This is a genomic window from Dentiradicibacter hellwigii, from assembly GCF_041770905.1.
Classification (GTDB): Bacteria; Pseudomonadota; Gammaproteobacteria; order Burkholderiales; family Rhodocyclaceae; genus Propionivibrio; species Propionivibrio hellwigii.
On record NZ_JBEUWX010000002.1, the window covers coordinates 857,842 to 878,669 of the forward strand.

Annotated in this window: 17 protein-coding genes; 8 read left to right on the top strand and 9 right to left on the bottom strand. The window is 57.2% G+C overall.

What is annotated here, in order from left to right; translation table 11 throughout:
- Positions 1–89 precede the first annotated feature (89 nt).
- The 3 genes from ABCS64_RS06250 to ABCS64_RS06260 are packed head-to-tail and all read left to right on the top strand — an operon-like array spanning position 90 to position 2,090.
- Positions 90–770, top strand: coding sequence for an electron transport complex subunit E (locus tag ABCS64_RS06250; RefSeq protein WP_418891897.1), 681 nt, complete (start codon positions 90–92; stop codon positions 768–770).
- Positions 771–798: 28 nt separating this feature from the next.
- Positions 799–1,458, top strand: a complete 660-nt coding sequence (gene nth / locus ABCS64_RS06255) for an endonuclease III (RefSeq protein ID WP_418891016.1) — start codon at positions 799–801, stop codon at positions 1,456–1,458.
- Entirely contained in the window at positions 1,455–2,090 is a 636-nt protein-coding gene (locus ABCS64_RS06260; protein WP_418891017.1) for an HD domain-containing protein, read from the top strand. Before nth ends, ABCS64_RS06260 begins: the two co-directional genes overlap by 4 nt.
- Before the next feature lie 938 nt (positions 2,091–3,028).
- Here the strand turns inward: ABCS64_RS06260 and ABCS64_RS06265 are convergent.
- The 5 genes from ABCS64_RS06265 to ABCS64_RS06285 all read right to left on the bottom strand — a co-directional run bounded on the left by ABCS64_RS06265 (position 3,029) and on the right by ABCS64_RS06285 (position 9,572).
- Positions 3,029–4,063: a hypothetical protein gene (locus ABCS64_RS06265; RefSeq protein ID WP_418891018.1), complete on the bottom strand. Its 1,035-nt coding sequence runs from the start codon at positions 4,061–4,063 to the stop codon at positions 3,029–3,031.
- 314 nt (positions 4,064–4,377) lie between these two features.
- The gene (locus tag ABCS64_RS06270; RefSeq protein ID WP_418891019.1) at positions 4,378–5,391 is read right to left on the bottom strand and encodes a TRAP transporter substrate-binding protein; all 1,014 of its coding nucleotides are present in this window, start codon (positions 5,389–5,391) and stop codon (positions 4,378–4,380) included.
- A gap of 415 nt (positions 5,392–5,806) precedes the next feature.
- Entirely contained in the window at positions 5,807–6,238 is a 432-nt protein-coding gene (locus ABCS64_RS06275; protein ID WP_418891020.1) for a WapI family immunity protein, read from the bottom strand.
- A 3-nt stretch (positions 6,239–6,241) separates the two neighbouring features.
- The gene (locus tag ABCS64_RS06280) at positions 6,242–6,916 is read right to left on the bottom strand and encodes a hypothetical protein (RefSeq protein WP_418891021.1); all 675 of its coding nucleotides are present in this window, start codon (positions 6,914–6,916) and stop codon (positions 6,242–6,244) included.
- 481 nt (positions 6,917–7,397) lie between these two features.
- Positions 7,398–9,572 carry a methyl-accepting chemotaxis protein gene (locus ABCS64_RS06285; protein ID WP_418891022.1) on the bottom strand — a complete coding sequence of 725 codons (2,175 nt, stop codon included), beginning with the start codon at positions 9,570–9,572 and terminating at the stop codon, positions 7,398–7,400.
- Between the two features lie 333 nt (positions 9,573–9,905).
- Here ABCS64_RS06285 and ABCS64_RS06290 point away from each other — a divergent pair, with 333 nt between their 5' ends.
- Complete coding sequence (locus ABCS64_RS06290) at positions 9,906–10,538, top strand: DOMON-like domain-containing protein (protein WP_418891023.1); 633 nt, start codon at positions 9,906–9,908, stop codon at positions 10,536–10,538.
- The gene (locus ABCS64_RS06295; RefSeq protein WP_418891024.1) at positions 10,535–11,743 is read left to right on the top strand and encodes an exo-beta-N-acetylmuramidase NamZ family protein; all 1,209 of its coding nucleotides are present in this window, start codon (positions 10,535–10,537) and stop codon (positions 11,741–11,743) included. Before ABCS64_RS06290 ends, ABCS64_RS06295 begins: the two co-directional genes overlap by 4 nt.
- Positions 11,744–12,615: 872 nt before the next feature.
- On the opposite strand, the gene ABCS64_RS06300 is transcribed toward ABCS64_RS06295, so the two are convergent.
- The gene (locus ABCS64_RS06300; protein WP_418891025.1) at positions 12,616–12,891 is read right to left on the bottom strand and encodes a hypothetical protein; all 276 of its coding nucleotides are present in this window, start codon (positions 12,889–12,891) and stop codon (positions 12,616–12,618) included.
- On the opposite strand from ABCS64_RS06300, the gene rquA reads away from it, so the two are divergent.
- From rquA to ABCS64_RS06315, 3 genes are all read left to right on the top strand, one after another.
- Complete coding sequence (gene rquA, locus ABCS64_RS06305) at positions 12,890–13,597, top strand: rhodoquinone biosynthesis methyltransferase RquA (RefSeq protein ID WP_418891026.1); 708 nt, start codon at positions 12,890–12,892, stop codon at positions 13,595–13,597. The two genes, ABCS64_RS06300 and rquA, sit on opposite strands and share 2 nt — an antisense overlap.
- Positions 13,598–13,706: 109 nt before the next feature.
- Positions 13,707–14,300, top strand: coding sequence for a retropepsin-like aspartic protease family protein (locus ABCS64_RS06310; protein ID WP_418891027.1), 594 nt, complete (start codon positions 13,707–13,709; stop codon positions 14,298–14,300).
- A 54-nt stretch (positions 14,301–14,354) separates the two neighbouring features.
- Positions 14,355–14,957 (top strand): CoA pyrophosphatase, encoded by a 603-nt coding sequence (locus tag ABCS64_RS06315; protein WP_418891028.1) that lies wholly within the window; start codon positions 14,355–14,357, stop codon positions 14,955–14,957.
- A 767-nt stretch (positions 14,958–15,724) separates the two neighbouring features.
- Here the strand turns inward: ABCS64_RS06315 and ABCS64_RS06320 are convergent.
- The 3 genes from ABCS64_RS06320 to ABCS64_RS06330 all read right to left on the bottom strand — a co-directional run bounded on the left by ABCS64_RS06320 (position 15,725) and on the right by ABCS64_RS06330 (position 20,758).
- Complete coding sequence (locus ABCS64_RS06320; protein WP_418891029.1) at positions 15,725–18,790, bottom strand: DEAD/DEAH box helicase; 3,066 nt, start codon at positions 18,788–18,790, stop codon at positions 15,725–15,727.
- Between the two features lie 69 nt (positions 18,791–18,859).
- Entirely contained in the window at positions 18,860–19,354 is a 495-nt protein-coding gene (locus tag ABCS64_RS06325; RefSeq protein ID WP_418891030.1) for a YajQ family cyclic di-GMP-binding protein, read from the bottom strand.
- Positions 19,355–19,528: 174 nt separating this feature from the next.
- Positions 19,529–20,758 (bottom strand): argininosuccinate synthase, encoded by a 1,230-nt coding sequence (locus tag ABCS64_RS06330; RefSeq protein ID WP_418891031.1) that lies wholly within the window; start codon positions 20,756–20,758, stop codon positions 19,529–19,531.
- Between the last annotated feature and the right edge of the window lie 70 nt (positions 20,759–20,828).

Consider the following 20,828-nt stretch of genomic DNA (forward strand, 5'->3'; position numbering starts at 1 on the left):
TTTGTACGCTTTGCACGCTTTGTACGCTGTGTTCGTTCTCTCCGATGCCGGCTGGACATCATCGATAAGGCACCAACATCATGACCACGATGACCCGTGAGGAATTCCGCCAGATTGCCGCCAACGGCATCTGGGAACAAAACACCAGCCTGGTGCAAGTCACCGGCCTGTGTCCGCTGCTTGCCGTGAGCACCAATCTCGTCAATGGCGCCATGCTTTCACTGGCGACGATTATGGCCATGGCCATGGCCGGCCTGGCCGTCGCCAGCCTGCGCCGATGGATTCCGCATGAGATCCGCATTCCCATATTCATCCTGATTCTCGCGACGCTGGTGACGATCGTCGATCTGCTTTTCAACGCCTATCTGCACGAGTTGTATCAAATACTCGGCATATTCATCCCACTGATCGTCACCAACTGCATCGCACTGTCGCGGATCGAGGCATATGCCTCCAAGCACCCGCCGCTGCAAGCATTCTTCGACGGAATTTTCATGGGGATCGGCATGTTATGGACGCTTTCCCTGCTCGGCGGATTGCGCGAGCTGATCGGCGGCGGCACGCTGTTTTCCGGCATTGACCTGATCATTCCCGGCCTGTCGCCGCTTCAAGTCTTGCCGGAAGATTATCCCGGCTTTCTGCTGACGATTCTGCCGCCCGGCGCATTTATCCTGCTTGGCTGCCTGATCGCCGCCAAGAACTGGCTGGAAGCCCGCCGCGCCGCCCACCGGCATCAACCAGCACCGGCGCCGGCCTTACCAGGCGCCTGATCCTGAACTTCGATCCAGGGTATTTGCCATGAATGCCGCCAAGCGTGCCGAAATCTTCCGTCGCCTGCGCGAGGCCAACCCGACGCCGACGACGGAGCTTGTCTATGCCACGCCGTTCCAGTTGCTGGTTGCCGTCATCCTCTCGGCGCAGGCGACTGACAAAAGCGTCAATATCGCCACGCGCAAGCTTTTTGCCGACGCCCCCACGCCCCAGGCCATGCTGGCGCTGGGCGAGGAAAAGCTGGCCGAATATATCAACCGCATCGGCCTTTTCCGCACCAAAGCAAAAAATGTCATCGCCACCTGCCGGGCATTGCTTGCGTTGCACGGCGGCGAGGTTCCGCGCCAGCGCGAGGCGCTGGAAGCGCTCCCCGGCGTCGGCCGGAAGACCGCCAACGTCGTCCTCAACACGGCCTTCGGCGAACCGACCATTGCCGTCGATACGCATATCTTCCGCGTCGCCAATCGGACGAGGCTCGCGCCCGGGAAAACGCCGCTTGCCGTCGAGCAGGGGCTGCTCAAGACGACGCCCAAAGCATTCCGGCGGGACGCCCACCATTGGTTGATTCTGCATGGCCGCTATGTCTGCAAGGCGCGCCGGCCGGAGTGCTGGCGCTGCCTCATCGCCGACCTGTGCGAATATCAGGACAAGACTTCCCCTGCATCCTACAAAATCCCTACACCATGACGCATCCCAAATCACCGGCCATCCTGCCACCTTTGGACGAACACGCTTCGGCGCTGGATCGGCAATTGTCTTTCATCGTCGAGATTGACCGCCTCAAGGGCGTTCTGCGCCAGAACTCGCTGGCCGACGGCAGCCGGCGCGAAAACAGCGCCGAGCACAGCTGGCACGTGGCGCTCCTGGCGCTGATACTGGCTGAATACGCGGCTGCGCCGATCGATGTCGGCCACGCCGTGCGCATGCTGCTCATCCACGATCTTGTCGAGATCGACGCCGGCGATACCTTTGCCTACGACGCACAGGGAATCAGCACGCAGCGGCAACGCGAACAGGCCGCCTGCGAGCGCATCTTCGGGCTGTTACCGCCGGCACAGGCGCAAGATTTCCGCACGCTCTGGGAGGAGTTTGATGCGGGAGAAACGCCGGAAGCACGCTACGCGCTCGCCGTCGACCGGCTGATGCCGATGATCCACAATGCCCTGACCGAGGGCAGCGCCTGGCGCGCCAACGGAGTCGTCGCCAGCCAGGTGCGCCATCGCGCCGAATCCATCACGCGCGGCGCGCCTGAACTCGGCGCGCTGGCCAACCGTCTGATCGCCGCCTCGGTCAAGGCAGGCATCTTGCCGGAGGCCTGAGATAACGGCTTCCTTGGCCAAAATACTGCGTTGGCTCGCCTTGCCGTATTACTCATACTGCCTGCGGCTCGCCGCCTTGTCTTTTGGCAAAGTCGAGCCGCTATATTTTGGGCGTCTCAAATATGGATGCCCTGAACCCCGCGTATTTAGGGCATCTCCGAAAGGGGTGCTCTGAAATCCTTATAAATAGGGCGTTTCAGGGGTACCTGCCCGGAAACACCCTATCCACAAGGGGTTGCGGGCATTCCCTTTCGCGTATTCAATCACTACGAAGCACCCTACACCCCCTTAGGCGCAGCCGCAGGCGCGGGGAAGCTTGGCGGGAACAAGGGCTTGATTGTTTGAGCGCAGCGAGTTAATCAAGCCCGCCGCCAAGCAACCCGCGACAAGGGGTTTTCTGCGCCTCGGGGTCGCCTTTCTTTGCTGACTTTCTTTGGCGAGGCAAAGAAAGTCAGCGGGGCGCGCTGCCGCACAGCGCAACGGCATCAAGAGGAGTTCGGTGGGTGAAAGTCAGTGCGCACGCTGTAGCAATTTTTATTTTTAGTTTTATGGCACCTGCCCGCTAGCCCGCGTATTTAGGGCGTTTCAGAAGGGATGCCTGGGAATGCCCTATCCGCGCGGGTTTCGGGATATCTCCCCGATAGGGAGAGAATTGGAAAAATGCGGTGGCGGAAATGCAGGAGTATCTCCAAAAATAGGTGGCCTGAAGCCCACGTATTTAGGGCGTTTCAGAGGAGGTGCCTGAAACCCCTTATATTTAGGCCATCTCCGGGCACCCCGCCCGCTAGCCCTTTATTTATAATGGCTTCAGAGGCCTCTGCTCGGAAACGCCCTATCCACGCGGGGTTCAGAAGTGTGCCTCAAAAGCCTCATAACGGCTCGTCTTTGCCAAAAGACAAGGCAGTAATTTTGGCAAAGGAAGCCGCCATAAACAGCGCCTACGGGGTAACGATATACAACGCAGCTTCGTCCGTTTCTCGATTGGCGGCGACGATGATGTCCCGCCCCGCTTCATTGAGCACATAGACATTGCTGGGGCCAACGCCGGCTTCGATCAGTTCCGGCTTGAGCTTCGACGGGTTCGAGGGATCGGCACGTACATAAAAAAACTCCTGCCTGCCGCGCCGGCAGCCACCGATAAAGACCGGAACGCCCGCCAGCCTTGCGCCGACGACAACGTGATAAAACTCGGTCACTTCCGGATGCTCGAAAATTTTCTGGAAGCTGCCGTTGATCCGTTTGTAGATGCGGAAGTAGGTGCCATGAAATGGTTCGATCGTGGCAAATTCGAGCTCGCCGTCACCGTCGATGTCGATCGCCGAAATATCGCTGATCGGCCAATCCATGAACTGCGTGACCGTCCATCCGCGTCCCTTGCCATCCGGCGGCGTCACCTCGAATGCGCCTTCCCGACCGGTCACCAGTCCCCGCACGCCGTCCGGCGTCACGAGACGGTAATAACCATGATTCTGGGTAATCCCTTCTTTCAGCACGGCCAGTGAAAGTTTTTCGGGACCGGTATATTCACCGACCCAGATTTTTCCGGCACTTGACCAGTCTTCGATAGACTTTTTTTGGGTTGCCAGCGTACAGGCGATGAAATAGTGGCGATCGCCCACGGTCAGGAGATCGAAACGGTGCACATAAGGCAAATGCACCAGATCGGTCACCTTGTATCCGCACGCGCCGTCAGGGCGCACGTGCACGACCTTGGCCTCTTCCCAGTCGAACATGCGATAGAACTTTTGCACGGCGAGAAATTCACCACGCGTTCCGGGAATAGGGACGATCGCCATCGTTCCGCCCGGCCCCTCCCAGACGGTGTGCGACTCAACATAGTCCGGCCCCCGCCAGGCCAGGCAGGGCGCATCGCCTTCGGAAGCCAGCAGAATACGACGTTCGCCGTCGACCACAATGCTGTTGGCAGCGTAGCATTTGGGCAGAATCGCCAGATGACGCTTTTCAATATTCATTGCTCAATCTCCAGAATCGCCGTGCCATTGACAGGCATCGCGGGCAAAAACATGAAAACCATACTGCGTGAATGATGCCTGTAATCGGCACGGCCTCAAAATCAGCAAGATCGCAAGATCCGCCGGTGCGCCATCGATACGCTGTCTCTCATCGCTGTCTCTTATGCCGTTCAATACGCGCTTCGGCACCCGCCTTCGACGCATGCAGCCGATTGCCCGCTTGCATCAAAAACGGTGGCCCATCATTGCCGAAGCTTGCGTCCGCCAGAAATCAACAAAAGATTTCATGAATGGCGCACCATGATGCCCACGGATCAATTGCCGCGAATTTTTTTGAGTTCGCCAAAAACCAGATCGGACACTTCCTTGTTATAGGTCGCCAGGTTTTTCTCGTAAACCGGCTTGACCTTTTCCATCATTTTTTCGCGTTCCTGCTTGTCCAGATCGCTCACGACCATGCCCTGCCGCTTGAGGGAAACCAGCGCCTTGTCATCAAGCGTTTTGTTGGCCTCACGCTGAACCTTGCGCGCCGCAATGGCGGCCTCGCGCAGCGCGGCCTGTTCATCCGCGCTCAGTTTGTCCCAAAGCGGCTTGCTGTACAGGATCAGCCACGGCGTATAGGCATGGCGCGAGGTTGTCAGGTATTTCTGCACCTCGAACATCTTGTTGGTTTCGATGTCGATGTAAGGATTTTCCTGCCCGTCGACCGCTCTCATTTCCAGTGCGGTATAAAGTTCCTGCTTGGGCATCGGAACGGGATTGGCCTTCCATTCACGAAATGCGTCGATAAAAATATTGTTCTGCATCACGCGGATTTTCAGCCCATCCAGGTCTTCGAGCTTGCCAACCGGGCGCTTGCTGTTCGTCAGGTTACGAAAGCCGTTTTCCCAATAGGCCAGATTGACCAGGCCAAATTCTTCCAGCCGTTTATTGAAGTAATCGCCCGCCGGGCCGTCCAGCACAGCGTAGGCCTCTTTTTCATTGGCAAACAGGAAGGGCAGATCAAAAATGCCCAATTCTTTAATCATGCCGGCCAGCGGAGAACTTGAGGTGATGACCATTTCCTGGGTGCCGCTGCGCAATGCCTGAACCGCCTGGTTGTCTCCGCCCAGGATACCGCTGTAATAACCTGTCAGTTTCATTTTGCCGCCCGATTTGGCGTTCAGCACTTCCTGCATCTTTTTAACGCCAACGGATACCGGATTTTCCTCCGGCACGCCCGCCGAAATGCGGATTTTCCGGTCAGCAAATTGCGCTAGGGAGAGCGACGAAAAAAGGGCGAAGAAAAACGCCAGCAAGGTCGACACCATACGTTTGCGAGTCATCATGAAAACCTCCTCCTATTGTTAAGCACAGGCCATACATCGGAAAGATTGCGCCATCGCCCGCCCGTCCGCGGTTGAACGTCAATGAGCACTGGGGCGAACGATGGTCGCGATTTGAATCCTAGGCCAACCAAAGGTGTATGTACAACTGTTTTTATTGATCGACCCCTGCCGGTTTGAGGATAGCCAAACGCCTACATAGCAATCATGGCCAGTATGGCTTTGCCATACGCGGGTCAGGTCTGCAAGAGCGCACTTCATCACCCTTTCCCACGCATTCAACTTTATGGCCGGCGCCGGATACCTGGCGCACTTATTGCTTCGGTTTTACGGCCTCGTTTCGTGTCAGCTTCGTTCCCGTTTTCTCCTTGATGATTGCTACGCTGCGCCGGGATATTGAAACGCGAATCCGCCTTGACTACGCCGAATTGCTCGTTCTGGTGAATGAGAGAAGAGATTCAATGCCTTGGAGCAGTTCGTACAAAAAGGACTGATCCAGCCCACAAAGCCCAGTGATGCATGCTCCATCGGGTGGTACTGGCTGGAAACGCCAATCACCTAGGATTACACCTCGATCAAGTGTTCGTAAGATCAGCTCAAACCCGGACTCAACACCTGTTAACTCCGCTCGTTGCCCTGGTTGAAGCTGTGCTTGCATGGATTGAATCTGTTGCTGAAAATTCCGCAACTCATCAGGCATGACACTCCATTGCCCTTCCGCCTGAATGCCTGGCACTGTTAGGCTGATGCGTACGTCGATCCATTCAAGATATGGCCCTCCCGGTTCCTCGCGTCGCGTAGAAACAGGCTCTATTTGAAGCCGAAAGTCATCTGTATCAATGGTTAGCATTTGTCAATAGTACATAAAATGGAGAATTGTCCAGTCGGACTCTCGCACAACAACTTCCAACGTTTTTTGCTCTCGAACAAAGGTTGCGCCCCTCTTCACAAAACGGGACATCTGGATTTCATATCGAAATATACCCGCCATCTTCTGTGGGTCGGGCATTCGCTTTCCATACTTGATCGCCAAGTGGAGGATATGGATAGGCACAAATCGTCCGGGATTCGCCATGTGCTTGGCCGTTGTCTCGGTAAACTGCAATTGCTTTACTGACAAGCCTTGCAATCTACTGCGCAGAAGCGGAAATATCCTGCTTGTAATCTCTGATGTGGTGGAGAACGCTGCGCGCCCGGTTGCGAGTCGGGCGACCGCACTGAATCCAGCGCGTATGAACTTCACTACCGCAGGACCTATCAAAATCAAGTCATATGGATCAATGAGGGGCGTTTCTAACGGAGCTTCCTTGATCCCGACGCACTGACCAGATACGTCAAAAATATGCCAGATATTTTTCGTGTTTTCATGGATGAAGCCCACGCATGTGCTAGACTGATCGTCGATAATGGGTCGTGCGCCATGTGGAAGCGATGGAACAGCTACAACAAAAGCTGTGTCGGTAATACGTAGCGGAGAGACTGAGAGAGACTTTCCTGCTTCCGTGCCAGAGTAAGTAAGAGTATTCATATGGTTGGCGAAGAAGTAGCCATCAGAAATGAAAGTGTAAGCGTTTATACGAAAAATATTCTAACGACAAAATAACTGTATGGAAGTGCACAATGCGCCATGAACGTAGTAACTCTGTGGTGACATGGCGGTCGTTATGTGGAAGCACGGTGGCATGATAGCGGTGACAAATGCGGTAACTTTCGATTCGTTGCGATATAGCTGAAAGTTCGTCCGGATGACGAAATTGGTAGACGTAGCCGGCTGAAAATCCGCAACAATATTTTTATCGACGCATTTCGTGAATGGAAGGCCACCCCCGTTCAAATCCGTCTTCTCCCGCCCCGTTATGGCGTTGCCGGATCGCCTAAAAAACGGCCAGGGCGTTAGCTCGGACAGAATCTGAAAAGGAACTCGCGCGCAAAAACCAAATTTCAGGCAGGAGACAAAAAAAGGCCGCCCGCAGGCGGCCCGTAAAATCACGCAGAGAAAACCTTTGGCTTTATACCTTGAAACGCGCCACCGCGCTCTTCAGGCCAGCAGCAAAACCGGCCAGCTGAGCAATCGCCTCGGCCGAAGAACGAGTCCCCCGCATCGTCTGCTCAGTGATTGAGAGAATATCGCGCATGGACGCATTGACACGCTCGGCCAACAGACTCTGGTCTTCCGTCTCGTGCGTAATCGACTCGATGAGGCGCGCCAGTTCGTGCGAAATCCGGCCAATTTCCGATAGCACAGAACCCGCAGCGTCGGAAAGTTTCGCGCCCTCAACCACACCCTGCGTCGAAAGTTCCATTGCAGCCACGGCGTCCTGCGTATCGGACTGAATGGTTTTGACGATGGCGGCAATCTGTTTGGTCGCCTCGCCCGAGCGCTCGGCCAGACGCTGCACTTCCTCGGCAACAACGGAGAAGCCGCGCCCGGCCTCTCCCGCCGCCGCCGCCTGAATCGCGGCGTTCAACGCCAGAACGTTGGTCTGCTCGGTAATATCCGAGATCAGCTCGACGATTTCGCCGATTTCCTGCGAAGACTCGCCCAGACGCTTGATCCGCTTCGAGGTCTCCTGGATCTGCTCCCGAATCTCGTTCATGCCCCGGATCTGGTTATTGACCGCGACCACGCCGCGCTCGGCAGCCGATAGCGAAGCCTGCGCAACCTTCGATGACCGTGTCGCTGACCCGGCCACGCCCTGTACGGACTGCACGATCATGCGCACGGCCTGGTTGGTGTTTTCAATTTCTTCGGACTGCTTTCCTGCGGCGCGCAACAGTTGATCCGAGACCTCGTGCGCTCTTCCGCTGACCAGCGTCACCTGTTCGGCAGAACGGTTGATTTCCAGAATCAGCGAGCGCAATTCATCGACCGTATAGTTGATCGAGTCGGCAATAGCCCCGGTCAGATCCTCCGTCACCATAGCACGCATGGTGAGATTACCGTCGGCAATACCCTCCATTTCCGTCAACAAACGCAAAATGGCGGCCTGGTTTTTTTGGCTTTCGGTCTCGGATTGCAGGTGTTTCTGTCGCGATTCCTGATTAAGAACACGGACAAGGCAATACAGCGTCAGCAAGCCGACGATGACCAGCGCAAACAAAAATGGGCCGAGTGTCGCCACATGCCCGCGGTTGCTATAAAAACTGGCCAGCTCGCCGATGATATCCGCTACGGAACGGGAATCCTGAACTAGCAGACGATTGGCGAGATAAGCATTATCGAGCGCCGCGCTTGAAGTACGTAACTCTGCGGTAATTTTCGACAGGGGACTCGCCACCCGGTCAAGCAAAGCAAGCGCATTCAACAGGGCGGGAGAACGAAAAGGCGGAACACCGGCGGAGGCGTCGCCTTCCCTCAGGGCTCTGACAACTTGCAGCCACTTTCTGACATCCGGTTCCAACACGGCATACTCGGCGCGCGCCGAAACATTACCGGACATCAGCATGCCAACGGCTTTCGACATACGCGAATACAGCGGCCCCAACTGCCCAAAATAGTTGACAGCACGCTTGTCTTCCTCATAAATCGACAAGTCACGATTGATGGTCGAAATGAGCTTTTCTACCTCACTATCATTTTTTACGACTTCCGAAATGCTCTGGCCAATACTGACCAGTTGTTTTCTTTGCTCCAGCACATGCTGCATATTGGCTCGATTGGCTTCACCGAAGTTATCGCGCCACAGGTTTTGCAGCCGGGAAAGAATATTGGCCTTCTCTCGCGTATTGTTCAGCCACAAGGCACTCTCGTTTTCTACGGCCAGAATATTGGACCTGAACCGCTCCATATACTCATTGACATCATCAAAGCCGCGTTCATCGCCCTTCATGCCAGCGTTGGAGGCAATAACCATGCGCTGGGACAGCATCTGCATTTCCGTAACGATCGAATGCATCCTTGCATTGTGTCCGAGAAAGAGAAATGTCACGACAAAAAATATAAAAAAGAGCGCGCCAATCACCGTGGCCGAAACAAACAATATTTTTTTCTGCTTCGGATAAGGATATTTTCCAATGATCGGTAATTGTTTTTCCTGAGCGACCTCCTCCGTCTGCCCGGCACGCCGCCCGGAGGCAAGAACCGGATCGGCGGTATTGACCCTTCTATTTTTCTTGAAATCCGCCGCCTGTATATCCTCATCTTTTTTGGCAAATAGCGCTTTCTTTATATTCAGGAAAGCCATTAATTCCTCCTTGCCGGCAAAACTATGCGGCACTGTTTTCTGCTTGAATAGTGATTCATTTAAACGATTTATGCGACCTGATGCGCTCGTCGTACTTTGGGCGGCTCCGCCGTTTTTTGCCCCGACGCCTCGGATAAGTCAAACGACTTTGACGGAATGACACCAAACTAGTTTCGCAAGTATGTTCGACCTGAACAACACTGTCAAATAGTATTGTATAAACAAACATCAATCGACTGTTTCTACAGTAATTGCTGTAATGTCAAACTGTTTTCGGCAGCAAGACAGATTAAAATCTCCGCCAGAAAAATTCGCGTCCAGACGGCATTCTCCATGCAAATCCCGCTCCACTGCCATCCTACAACGCCCGATCCGTCCGTTCAATCACTGACGGCCTCGGCAAAATATGCAGCGAATGGCGAACTGCATTTTTCATTCGACCTATTTGGCGATCTGTCAGCCATGCAAATTCCCTCCGCCGGGCCGAGCATACGCGCCGATCATCTTTGGCAACATACCTGTTTCGAGGCTTTCATTTCAGTGGTGGGTGAAACTGCCTACCATGAGTTCAATTTCTCTCCGAATGGACGCTGGGCGGTTTATGCCTTTACCGCTTACCGCCAGCCAGACAGGGTGGCGGATAAGGCGGCGGATAGTTGGGCGGACAGGGCGAACCCGCCTGCCCCGGAAATTACGCTGCGCACCTTGCCGAATTGCCTGCAACTGAGCGCCGTCCTACGACCTGGCCTGCTGCCCTCCGGGCTATGCGGCAAAACGCTGGCTATTAGCTTGAGTGCCATCGTTGAAACCCGCGCCGATAGGCGCACGCCGGGCACCCCGCCATTGAGTTACTGGGCGCTGCGCCATCCTGCCGAACGCCCTGATTTTCACGACCGCCGCGCCTGGGTTCTCAGGCTGGCGCCTTCACCCGCACGTTCTGTAAGACACGAGAATACTGCGCCATGACGACACGCTTCGGCCTTGACCGCCTCCTTTCTGAATCTGCCCTACGCCGCCGACTGGCGGGCAAGCGCCTGGGCCTGCTGGCGCACCCTGCTTCGACGGACGCCTGCCTGCAGCATGCGCTCGACGTGCTCGCCGCGCTGGGGGAGCTGCATTTTACTGCCGCTTTTGGCCCGCAACATGGGCTGCGCGGCGACAAGCAAGACAATATGGTCGAATCGGCCGATTTTATCGACCCGCGCCACGGCATCCCCGTTTTCAGCCTGTATGGCACGGTGCGCCGCCCGACGCCGGCGATGCTCGACACCTTCGATGTTCTGCTGATTGACTTGCAGGATCTTGGCTGCCGCATCTACACCTTCATTACCACGCTACGCTACCTGCTGGAAGCCGCCGCCGAACACCACAAAACCATCTGGATTCTCGACCGTCCCAATCCGGTCGGCCGCTGCGTCGAAGGCCTGAAACTGCGGCCGGGATGGGAAAGCTTTGTCGGCGCAGGTCATCTCCCGATGCGTCACGGCCTGACGCCGGGCGAACTGGCGCGCTGGTTTATCGCCGACGGCCGGCTCGATCTCGACTGTGAAATCATTACGCTGGACGGCTGGCAGCCTGGGCAAGCGCCGGGTTTTGGCTGGCCGCTTGGCGAACGCGCCTGGATCAATCCCAGCCCGAATGCGCCCAACCTATCCATGGCGCGCTGCTACGCGGGCACCGTCATGCTCGAAGGCACAACGCTTTCGGAAGGACGCGGCACAACGCGGCCACTCGAGCTTTTCGGCGCGCCGGACATTGACGCAGAGGCGCTACTTGACGAAATGCACCGTCTGGCGCCGCACTGGCTGACAGGCTGCCGTCTGCGGCCTTGCTGGTTCGAGCCGACTTTCCACAAACACGCCGGCACGCTGTGTCACGGCATCCAGATTCATGTCGATGACGGCGCTTACCAACACAGCGAGTTTCGTCCATGGCGGCTCCAGGCGCTTGCTTTCAAGGCCATTCGCCGCCGCGATCCCGACTACCCGCTCTGGCGCGACTTTCCCTACGAATACGAACACGACCGACTGGCCATCGACCTGATCAACGGCAGCCCGTTATTACGGGAATGGGTGGACGACCCGCAGACGAGACCGGAAGACCTCGACGCAATGGCACGGCACGATGAAACGGAATGGCTGGAAGAACGCGCACCCTTTTTACTCTATTGATAGTGACTTCCTTTGCCAAAAGACGGCGTTGCTGTGTTGGCCGGGCCTTGCCGTACTGAGTGGTCTGCCTACTGCCTGCTGCCTGCCGCCTTGTCTTTTGCAAAGTCAAGCCATAGCGGCTTCCTTCGCCAAAATACGGCGTTGGCTCGCCTTGCCGTACTCGTACTGCCTGCGGCTCGCCGCCTTGTCTTTTGGCAAAGTTAAGCCGCTATGTTTTGAGTGTCTCAAATATGGACGCCCTGAACCCCGTGTATTTAGGGCATTTCAGAGGAGGATGCTCGTAAACCCGCGTAAACAGGGCATCCCAAAGCACCCTACTCGAAAGCGCCCTATTTATAAGGGTTTCAGAGGCACCTGCCCGGAAACGCCCTATCTACGGGGGATTCAGACGGGGTATTGGGAAATGCTCTATCCACGCGAGCTTCCGGGTATATCCCTTCGCGCATACGGTAACAACGAAGCAGCCAGAAACCCCTTAGGCGCAGCCGCAGGCGCGGGACGGCTTGGCGGGAACACGGGCTTGATTGTCTGAGCGTGAGCGAGTTATCAAGCCCGCCGCCAAGCAAACTCGCGACAAGGAGTTTTCTGCGCCTGGGGTCGCCTTTCTTTGCTGACTTTCTTTGGCGAGATAAAGAAAGAAGGTAGGAAAGTCAGCGGGGCGCGCTGCCGCTCAGCGCAACGGCATCAAGAGGAGTTCCGTGGGTGGAAGTCAGCGCGCAGGCCTTGGCAATTCAATTCCTATATTTAAAGTGTCTCAGGGCACCTGCCCGCTAGCCCACGTATTTAGGGCGTTTCAGAGGGGGGGCTTTGAACCCCGCGTAAACAGGGCATCTCCGGGCGCCCTGCCCGCCAGCCCTTTATTTATAAGGGGTTTAGAGGCGCCTGTCCGCAAACGCCCAATCCACGCGGACTCCAGAGGACACGCAGAGAGCGGGCGCGGCGGCATAAAATTTTCCGGGAATCGGCAATTTTGCTGCAAGTGTTTGACCTGGCTGATAGCGGCAAGGATAATCACTTCTTCCCCGGCGCATCGTATTTTGTTTATTTACGGGATCCCCGGCGCCGGTTTTTCCGTGTTGTGCGCCCGAATCGCCCTGTTTTACCCGCGATTTTGCACCGCACATTTTGTATTCCGAGATTGCAATCATGACTGATAATTTGCCGTCCGCGCCCGTCGATCCGTATTACGACGGCGTTCCCGACTACATGGTCGAAGTCTATGACTGGGCGTATGTGGATCCTAAATGGGTGCGCGCGCTCGATCACAACTGGGTGGTCCGCGTCTTGTTGTTTTTCAATGACCAGCGCTTGATGCGCATGTATTTGAACGAAATCGAACCGGGTATGCGCGTCTGGCAGGTGGCGCACGTTTATGGCGACCTGGTTCGGCGAGCGGCCGAAAAGGTCGGCCCGCAGGGGCTTTTCTTCCTGACCGATGTCACGCCGGTGCAGATCGAGCATGCCAAGCAAAAACTGGCCAATGCGCCGTGGGCGAAAGTAATGCGCGCCGATGCGGCCTCGTTTGACGGTCAGGGGCAGCACTATGATCTGATTTGCAGCTTTTTCCTGCTGCACGAGGTGCCGGATGAGAAAAAACATGAGATTGTGAATAACATGCTGCGGCAAATGCCGGAGGGAGGCAAACTGGTTTTCGTCGATTACGCCAATCCGGCAAAATGGCAGCCGATTCGCTATATCCTCAAGGTCGTCAATCGCCTGTTGGAGCCGTTTGCAGAGGCGATGTGGGATCACGAAATCAGTCACTATGCCGAGCATCCTGAGCGCTATGTCTGGGAAAAGCGGAGCATTTTTGCAGGCGTTTATCAGTGTGTCGTCGTCCGGCACAAGAAATAAAAGTAAATTTCACTACTCAGGGGGAGTCATGAGTTTTCGCGGTCATATTTTCCGTGCTGTGCGCGCGTGCCTTGTATGCGGAATTGGCCTGTACGGGGGCGTTTTTGCCATGCCGTCATCGGCGGCGGATGTCGGTCTGGTCGGCATTTTCCCCGGCAAGGCGCTGCTGACCATCAATGGCGGCGCCCCGCGCACAGTGGCCGTAGGCGGTAAAACGGCCGATGGGGTCAAGGTACTGGCGGCGGGCGGCGATACGGCAACGATCGAGGTCGACGGTAAAAAGCGGGTCTTGCGTATCGGGCAGAACGTTACCGTACGCGCCACGGCGGGCGGGCGGGCGACGACCGTGCTGACCGCGGACGGGCGCGGCCATTTTCTGACGACGGGCAGTATCAACGGTGCGAGTATGCGCTTCCTGGTCGATACCGGCGCGTCGACGGTCGCCATGGGCGCATCCGATGCGCGCCGCGCGGGGGTCGATCCGACGCGGGGGGAAAAAGGGTTTGCCCAAACGGCCAACGGCGTTGCGGAAGTTTCGCGCGTGCGCCTGCATAGCGTGCGGGTCGGCGACATCGTACTCAACGATGTCGAAGCCACGGTGCATTCGCAGGATATGCCGATGGTGCTGCTCGGCATGAGTTTTCTGAACCGGATGGAAATGCAGCGCAATGGCGATACCATGACGCTCAGGAAGAATTACTAGCAATGCGCCGGTCTTCCGCACGCGCATAACGTACATAAGTACATGATGGCCAAAATGCCTGAACAAAATGCATTTGCCGCTGAGCGCCAGCGTCTGGCGCGGGCGCTCTCGCCGGCGCCGGTGGCGGCCACGGCATTTGGCGATGAAGGCCGCGCCGGAGATGGCCAAATTGCCGCTGCAGTGCTCGTTCCGCTGGTTCTGCGTGAAACGGGGCTTGCGGTTCTGTTTACGCAGCGCACCGATCATTTGCGCGATCATCCCAGTCAGATCAGCTTTCCCGGCGGGCGCGCCGAGCCGGAAGATGATTCGCCGGCAGCGACCGCATTGCGCGAAGCACGCGAGGAAATCGGCCTGCCATCGCGGCATGTCGAGGTGATCGGCTATCTTCCCGACTATCACACGATTACGGGATACCGGGTGACGCCCGTCGTCGCCTTCGTCACGCCGCCCTTTGCCCTGACACTTGATGCGTTCGAAGTTGCCGATACCTTTGAGGCGCCGCTGGCGTTTCTGATGGATGCCGCCAACCATCGTGAATTCGTCGTTCGCAACGGTGGCGCCTCGCGCCGGTTTTTCGCCATTCCCTACGGCCAGCGTTTTATCTGGGGCGCCACGGCGGGCATGTTGCTCTCGCTCCATCGCGCCTTATCAGCATAAAACACCTGCCCGGAGGTCCTTGTAAACAGGGCGTTTCAGAAGGGACGCCCGGAAACCCGCGTAAACAGGGCATGTGCGCTGAAATGCCCTAAATACACGGGCTGTCGGGCAGGTGTCCTGAAACTAAAAAACAAGAATTACTAAAGCATGCGCGCCAACTTTCACCCACGGAACTCCTCTTAATGCCGTTGCGCTGAGCGGCAGCGCGCCCCGCTGACTTTCTTTGCCTCGCCAAAGAAAGTCAGCAAAGAAACGCGACCCCGAGGCGCAGAAAACCCCTTGTCGCGGGTTTGCTTGACGGCGGGCTTGATTAACTCGCTCACGCTCAGACAATCAAGCCCTTGATTCCGCCAAGCTGCCCCGCGCCTGCGGCTGCGCCTAAGGGGGCTTTGGGTGCTTCGGAATGATCGAATGCGCGAAGGGGCATGCCCGGAAGCCCTCGTAGATTGGGCGTTTCTGGTAGGTACCTCTGAAACCCTTATCAATAAAGGGATTCAGGGCAACCCCCCGGAGATGCCCTAAATACAAGGAGTTTACGGGCAAATTCTCTGAAACGCCCTATTTACGCGGGGTTCAGCGCACCCATATTTGAGACGCTCAAAATATAGCGGCTTGGCTTTGCCAAAAGACAAGGCAAGCCAACACAGTATTTTGGTAAAGTCGAGCCGTTGTGTAAGGTGATCAGGGTGCCCCTCTGAACCCCACGTGGATAGGGCGTTTGCGGGCGGTTGCCTCTGGAACCCTTATAAATAAAGGGATTCAGCGCATCAGGACGGCAGCGGCGCGAAAAGCGCGGCGACGTCTTCCTCGCCAAATTTGAAGCGGACGGCGCGATCATCCGAGAGAATGCCGTCGGCCAGATTGGCCTTGCGTTCTTGCAGTGCCAGAATTTTTTCCTCGATACTGCCGGCAACAATCAGTTTGTAGACAAAAACCGGCTTGTCCTGGCCAATTCGGTGCGCCCGGTCGGTCGCCTGGTTTTCAGCCGCCGGGTTCCACCAGGGATCGAAATGGATGACCGTATCCGCCGCCGTCAGGTTCAGGCCAATACCACCGGCCTTGAGACTGATCAGAAATACCGGCACCTCTCCCGACTGGAAACGGCGCACCGGCGTTTCGCGGTCTTTCGTATCCCCCGTCAGCAGCGCGTAGTCGAGACTTTTCTGCCTGAGCGCAGCTTCGATCAGCGCCAGCATCTGCGTGAATTGCGAAAACACCAGAATACGCCGCCCTTCCTCGATCAGCCCGGGCAACAGGGTCATCAGCAGCTCCAGCTTGGCGCGCTCTTTGACGCGCTGCGCCAGCGGCAGCCTGACCAGGCGCGGGTCGCAGCAGACCTGGCGTAGTTTGAGCAAGGCATCAAGAATCACGATTTGACTGTGCCCGAAGCCTTTGCTGAATACTTCTTCGCGCACCGCCGCGTCCATGGCGACACGCACCGTTTCATAGAGATCGCGCTGCCCGCCGCTCAACGACACTTTGCGCACAATCTCGGTCTTCGGCGGCAGTTCTCGCGCCACGTCTTCCTTGCGGCGTCGCAGGATGAATGGCCGCACCCGGCGCGCCAGCAGGTCACGGCGCGGCCTGTTTTCCATTTTCTCGATCGGCGTCCGCCAGTAGCGCGTGAAATTGCTGCGGCTGCCAAGAAACCCCGGCAGCAAAAAATCAAACTGACTCCACAGTTCGCCAAGATGGTTTTCCAGCGGCGTTCCCGTCAGGCAAAGACGGTGCCGCGCCTCGATACGGCGGACAATCTCGGCGCTGCGGCTGCGGGCGTTCTTGACCGTCTGCGCCTCGTCGAGAATGAGCAGATGATAAGGATGGCGCGTCAGTGCATCGGCATCGCGCCAGAGCAGCGGATAGGTTGTCAAGACGACATCATGATCGGCGATTTCGGCAAACCGCGCTTTCCGCTCGGCGCCATGCAGGGAAAGTACCGACAGCCCCGGGGCAAAGCGCATCGCTTCGTTGCGCCAATTGAAAATCAACGAGGTGGGCAGTACAACCAGCGCCGGCCGATCAAGGCGGCCGGACTCTTTTTCCAGCAAGAGATGGGCGAGTGCCTGCGCCGTTTTGCCCAGCCCCATATCGTCCGCCAGAATGCCCGCCAGATTCTGCTCGCGCAGAAACTGCAGCCAGGCCAGGCCTTCCCGCTGATAGCGGCGCAGATCAAGCGCCAAGCCGCGCGGCGGCTCGATGTCACCGATGCCCTGCGCCGAACGCAGACGATCGGCCAGGGCCAGCACGTCGCGCTGTCCATTGAACTGCCAGCGCCGCGGATCACTGAATTCGCGCAAACGCGGCGCATCAAAACGTGAAATGCGCAGATGGGGGCCTTCCGGCAATCGGTCAAAAAGATCGACCAGCGCCAATGCCAGGGGCTTCAGGCGCGCCGCCGGCACGCGCACGCGGCGCAGATCGGGCATCCTCAGCTCAACGAATTCGGCATCGTCGATGCCGTTGACCTGAACGATGTCCCGCCAACGCCCATCGCGCCGGAACAAGGCCGCCAGCAGCGGCGCCAGAGGCACGCGCTCGCCTTCGACAACGATGCCCATGTCGAGATCGAACCAGTCGTTCCCCGCGTCGATCAGTGCCGCATCCCAGGCATCAACCTCAACAAAATGATGGCGAAAATCGCTGTCGAACTCGATCTGCCACCCGGCGTCCCGCAATTCCGCCAGTTTCTGTCGCATGAAGGCCGGCCAGTCTTCCTCCCGGGCCAGGCCATAGACACCGTCCGGCGGACTGCCAAAGGCACGCAGCACGCCGTCGGGCACGGCTTGCAGCCCTGCCCGGTGCAGATGCGCCAGCAGCGCGCGTTCCTGTTCGGGGCGCCTGACAACATGCACAGCCTCGCCATCCGGCAGGCAGCAAAAATCATCCACATCGCCGGGACGAACCTCGGCATCTTCGTAACGGAAAATCGGCTCGGCCAGGTCAAACAGGTCACGCCCATCCTGCACCTGGTAAGCGCGCCAGGCCGTATTGCCATGGGTCGTGATCGAGTACAGGCGCAATAAGGCCACCGGCGCGCTGCGGATCTGCCGCAATACCGCCGCATCAATGGCGGGCAAACGCAGGTTACTTCCGCTCTCGCCAAGCGCAGTGCGGATCCGAGCCGCCTCACGTTCCGATAATCCGGGGGAAGACAGCAGCAAAGTCAGGGTTTCCCGCGGCCCGGAAAGCCCGATCTCTCCAATGACGCCGGCCTCAAGGTCGATGTACCACGGCGGCGACAACGGGATGATCAGGTCAGCCGACGGCGATACCTGCAACAGGGGGTGCTGCAAGCCGTCGCGCCCACGCTGCCAGAGCAAGGCCGCCGGGCGGGCGCCGGCCAGTGTCAGCGGCGACAGATCCGACGCCGGACACAAGCGCCCGGTACGCGCCATTCGCCGCAGAATTTCCGCGCTCTGTGGCGCTTCCAGACTGAAGGCGCGCAATCCGTTGCTGCGCCCCTGCGCCGCCAGCAGCAGGGCGATGATCTGGTGATCTTCGTCGCTGACATAAGGCGGCCGTCTGCGCAGCGCCGATTCAAGATCCCACCATTCTTCGGCATTGTCCGGATCGCGTCCCTTGCGCAGCGATACACCGAATGCCTGGAGATTTTTCCGGCTGTTCGTCCGCCAATGCAACAGGTAAAAAATCCGCTGATGGCCGGGTGCAACACGCAGGTTTGTTTTGCTCACCGCGCTGGAAACCCGGCGCAATTCCTCCGCCCAGGATAGGGATAACGCACCTGGGGATAACGCACCCGGCGCCCTATTTTCCCGTTCCGCCGGTATCTGCGGATCGGCGGCGTGATCGGGGATGCGGGAAATGGCGGTCAAAGGAGACGTTACCCAGGCAGCTGCGGCGGGTACTGCACGAGAGCATCCGCCGCAGATTGTGGCACAGACTCAATCACGGAAATTGCCCGCCTTGATCGGGTAATCGGTAATGGTTTTGGTCACCAGCGCAATGCACGACTGCAAATCGTCACGCTTGGCGCCGGAAACGCGCACGGCATCGCCCTGGATCGTGGCCTGAACCTTGAGCTTGGCTTCCTTGACCATCTTGACGATTTTCTTCGCCAGCTCAGTCTCGATGCCGATTTTGACCTTCAGTTCCTGCTTGACCTTGTTGCCGGAAATTTTCTGTACGGCTTGCGGGTCAAGCCGTTTGACGCTTTCCTTTTCCTTTTTTTCCATCGCCGGAAACAGAATGTCCTTGATCTGCCCCAGCTGGAATTCGGAATCGCCAAACAAGGTAATGAGCTTATCCTTGTCGTTGAGTTCGACTTTGGCCGATGTGCCTTTGAAATCGTAACGCGCATCGATTTGGCGACTGACGACATCGAGCGCATTTTTCAGTGCAACCATATCGACTTCGGAAGAAAAATCAAAACTCGGCATTTTTACTGGCTCCTCGAATAAATCGGCATCTGGCCGCTCACATCAGCCGTTCAGCCCGTGAAATCATCGGATGAATTGCTCCAGCACGGACGGGAATACCTTGGCAGTCTACGCAAGACGCCGCCCCGGAAGGCGGCGTCGCGGGGGAAAGCAAACAACGCGGCAATCCTTCGATCAGCCCTTGCGCGCCCTGTGGTTGGCAGCGATGCGCATGCGCAATGCGTTGAGCTTGATAAAGCCACCCGCATCTTTCTGGTCGAACGCACCCGCATCATCCTCGAAGGTGGCGATGGTAGGATCGAACAGCGAGTCAGTCTTCGAATCCCGGCCGACGACGACGACGTTGCCTTTATACAGTTTGAGGCGCACCCAGCCGTTGACATTTTGCTGCGTGTGGTCGATCAGCGCCTGCAGGGCAATACGCTCCGGCGCCCACCAGTAGCCGTTGTAAATCAGGCTGGCGTAACGGGGCATCAGATCATCCTTAAGGTGTGCAACTTCTCGATCAAGCGTGATCGATTCCATAGCGCGATGCGCTTTCAACAGAATCGTGCCGCCCGGCGTTTCATAACAGCCGCGCGATTTCATGCCGACATAGCGGTTCTCAACGAGATCGAGCCGACCGATGCCGTGTTTGCCGCCAAGCTCATTGAGCTTGCGCAGCAGTTTATCGGCACTCATACGCTCACCATTGATGGCGACGAGATCGCCTTTAGCAAATTCCAGGTCAACGTATTCCGCCTTGTCGGGCGCGGCTTCCGGAGAGACCGTCCAGCGCCACATCGACGCTTCAGCCTCCGCCGACGGATCTTCGAGATGGCGGCCTTCGTAACTGATGTGCAGCATATTCGCATCCATCGAATAGGGGGAACCGCCCTGTTTATGCTTCATCTCGATCGGAATGCCATGCTTTTCCGCATAAGCCAGCAGCTTCTCACGCGAGAGCAGATCCCACTCACGCCACGGAGCGATGATCTTGATGTTCGGGTTAAGCGCATACGCACCCAGCTCGAAACGCACCTGATCGTTGCCTTTGCCCGTCGCGCCATGGCAGACCGCCTGCGCGCCGGTCTGTTTGGCGATTTCAACCATGCGTTTGGCGATCAGCGGCCGCGCAATAGACGTGCCCAGCAGGTATTCGCCTTCATAGACCGCGTTGGCGCGGAACATCGGAAAAACGTAGTCGCGCACGAATTCTTCGCAGAGATCTTCGATATGGATGTTTTCCGGCTTGATGCCCAGCTTCAATGCCTTGGCACGCGCCGGTTCCAGCTCTTCGTTCTGGCCGAGATCCGCCGTAAAGGTAACGACTTCGCACTGGTAAACATCCTGCAACCATTTGAGGATGACCGAGGTGTCAAGGCCGCCTGAATAGGCGAGAACCACTTTTTTGATATCGCTCATTTCCATTGCTCCATGCTTGCGTATTTTACAAATGCAGCTTTATCCGGCTGCGTCACGAACTCTCAATCTA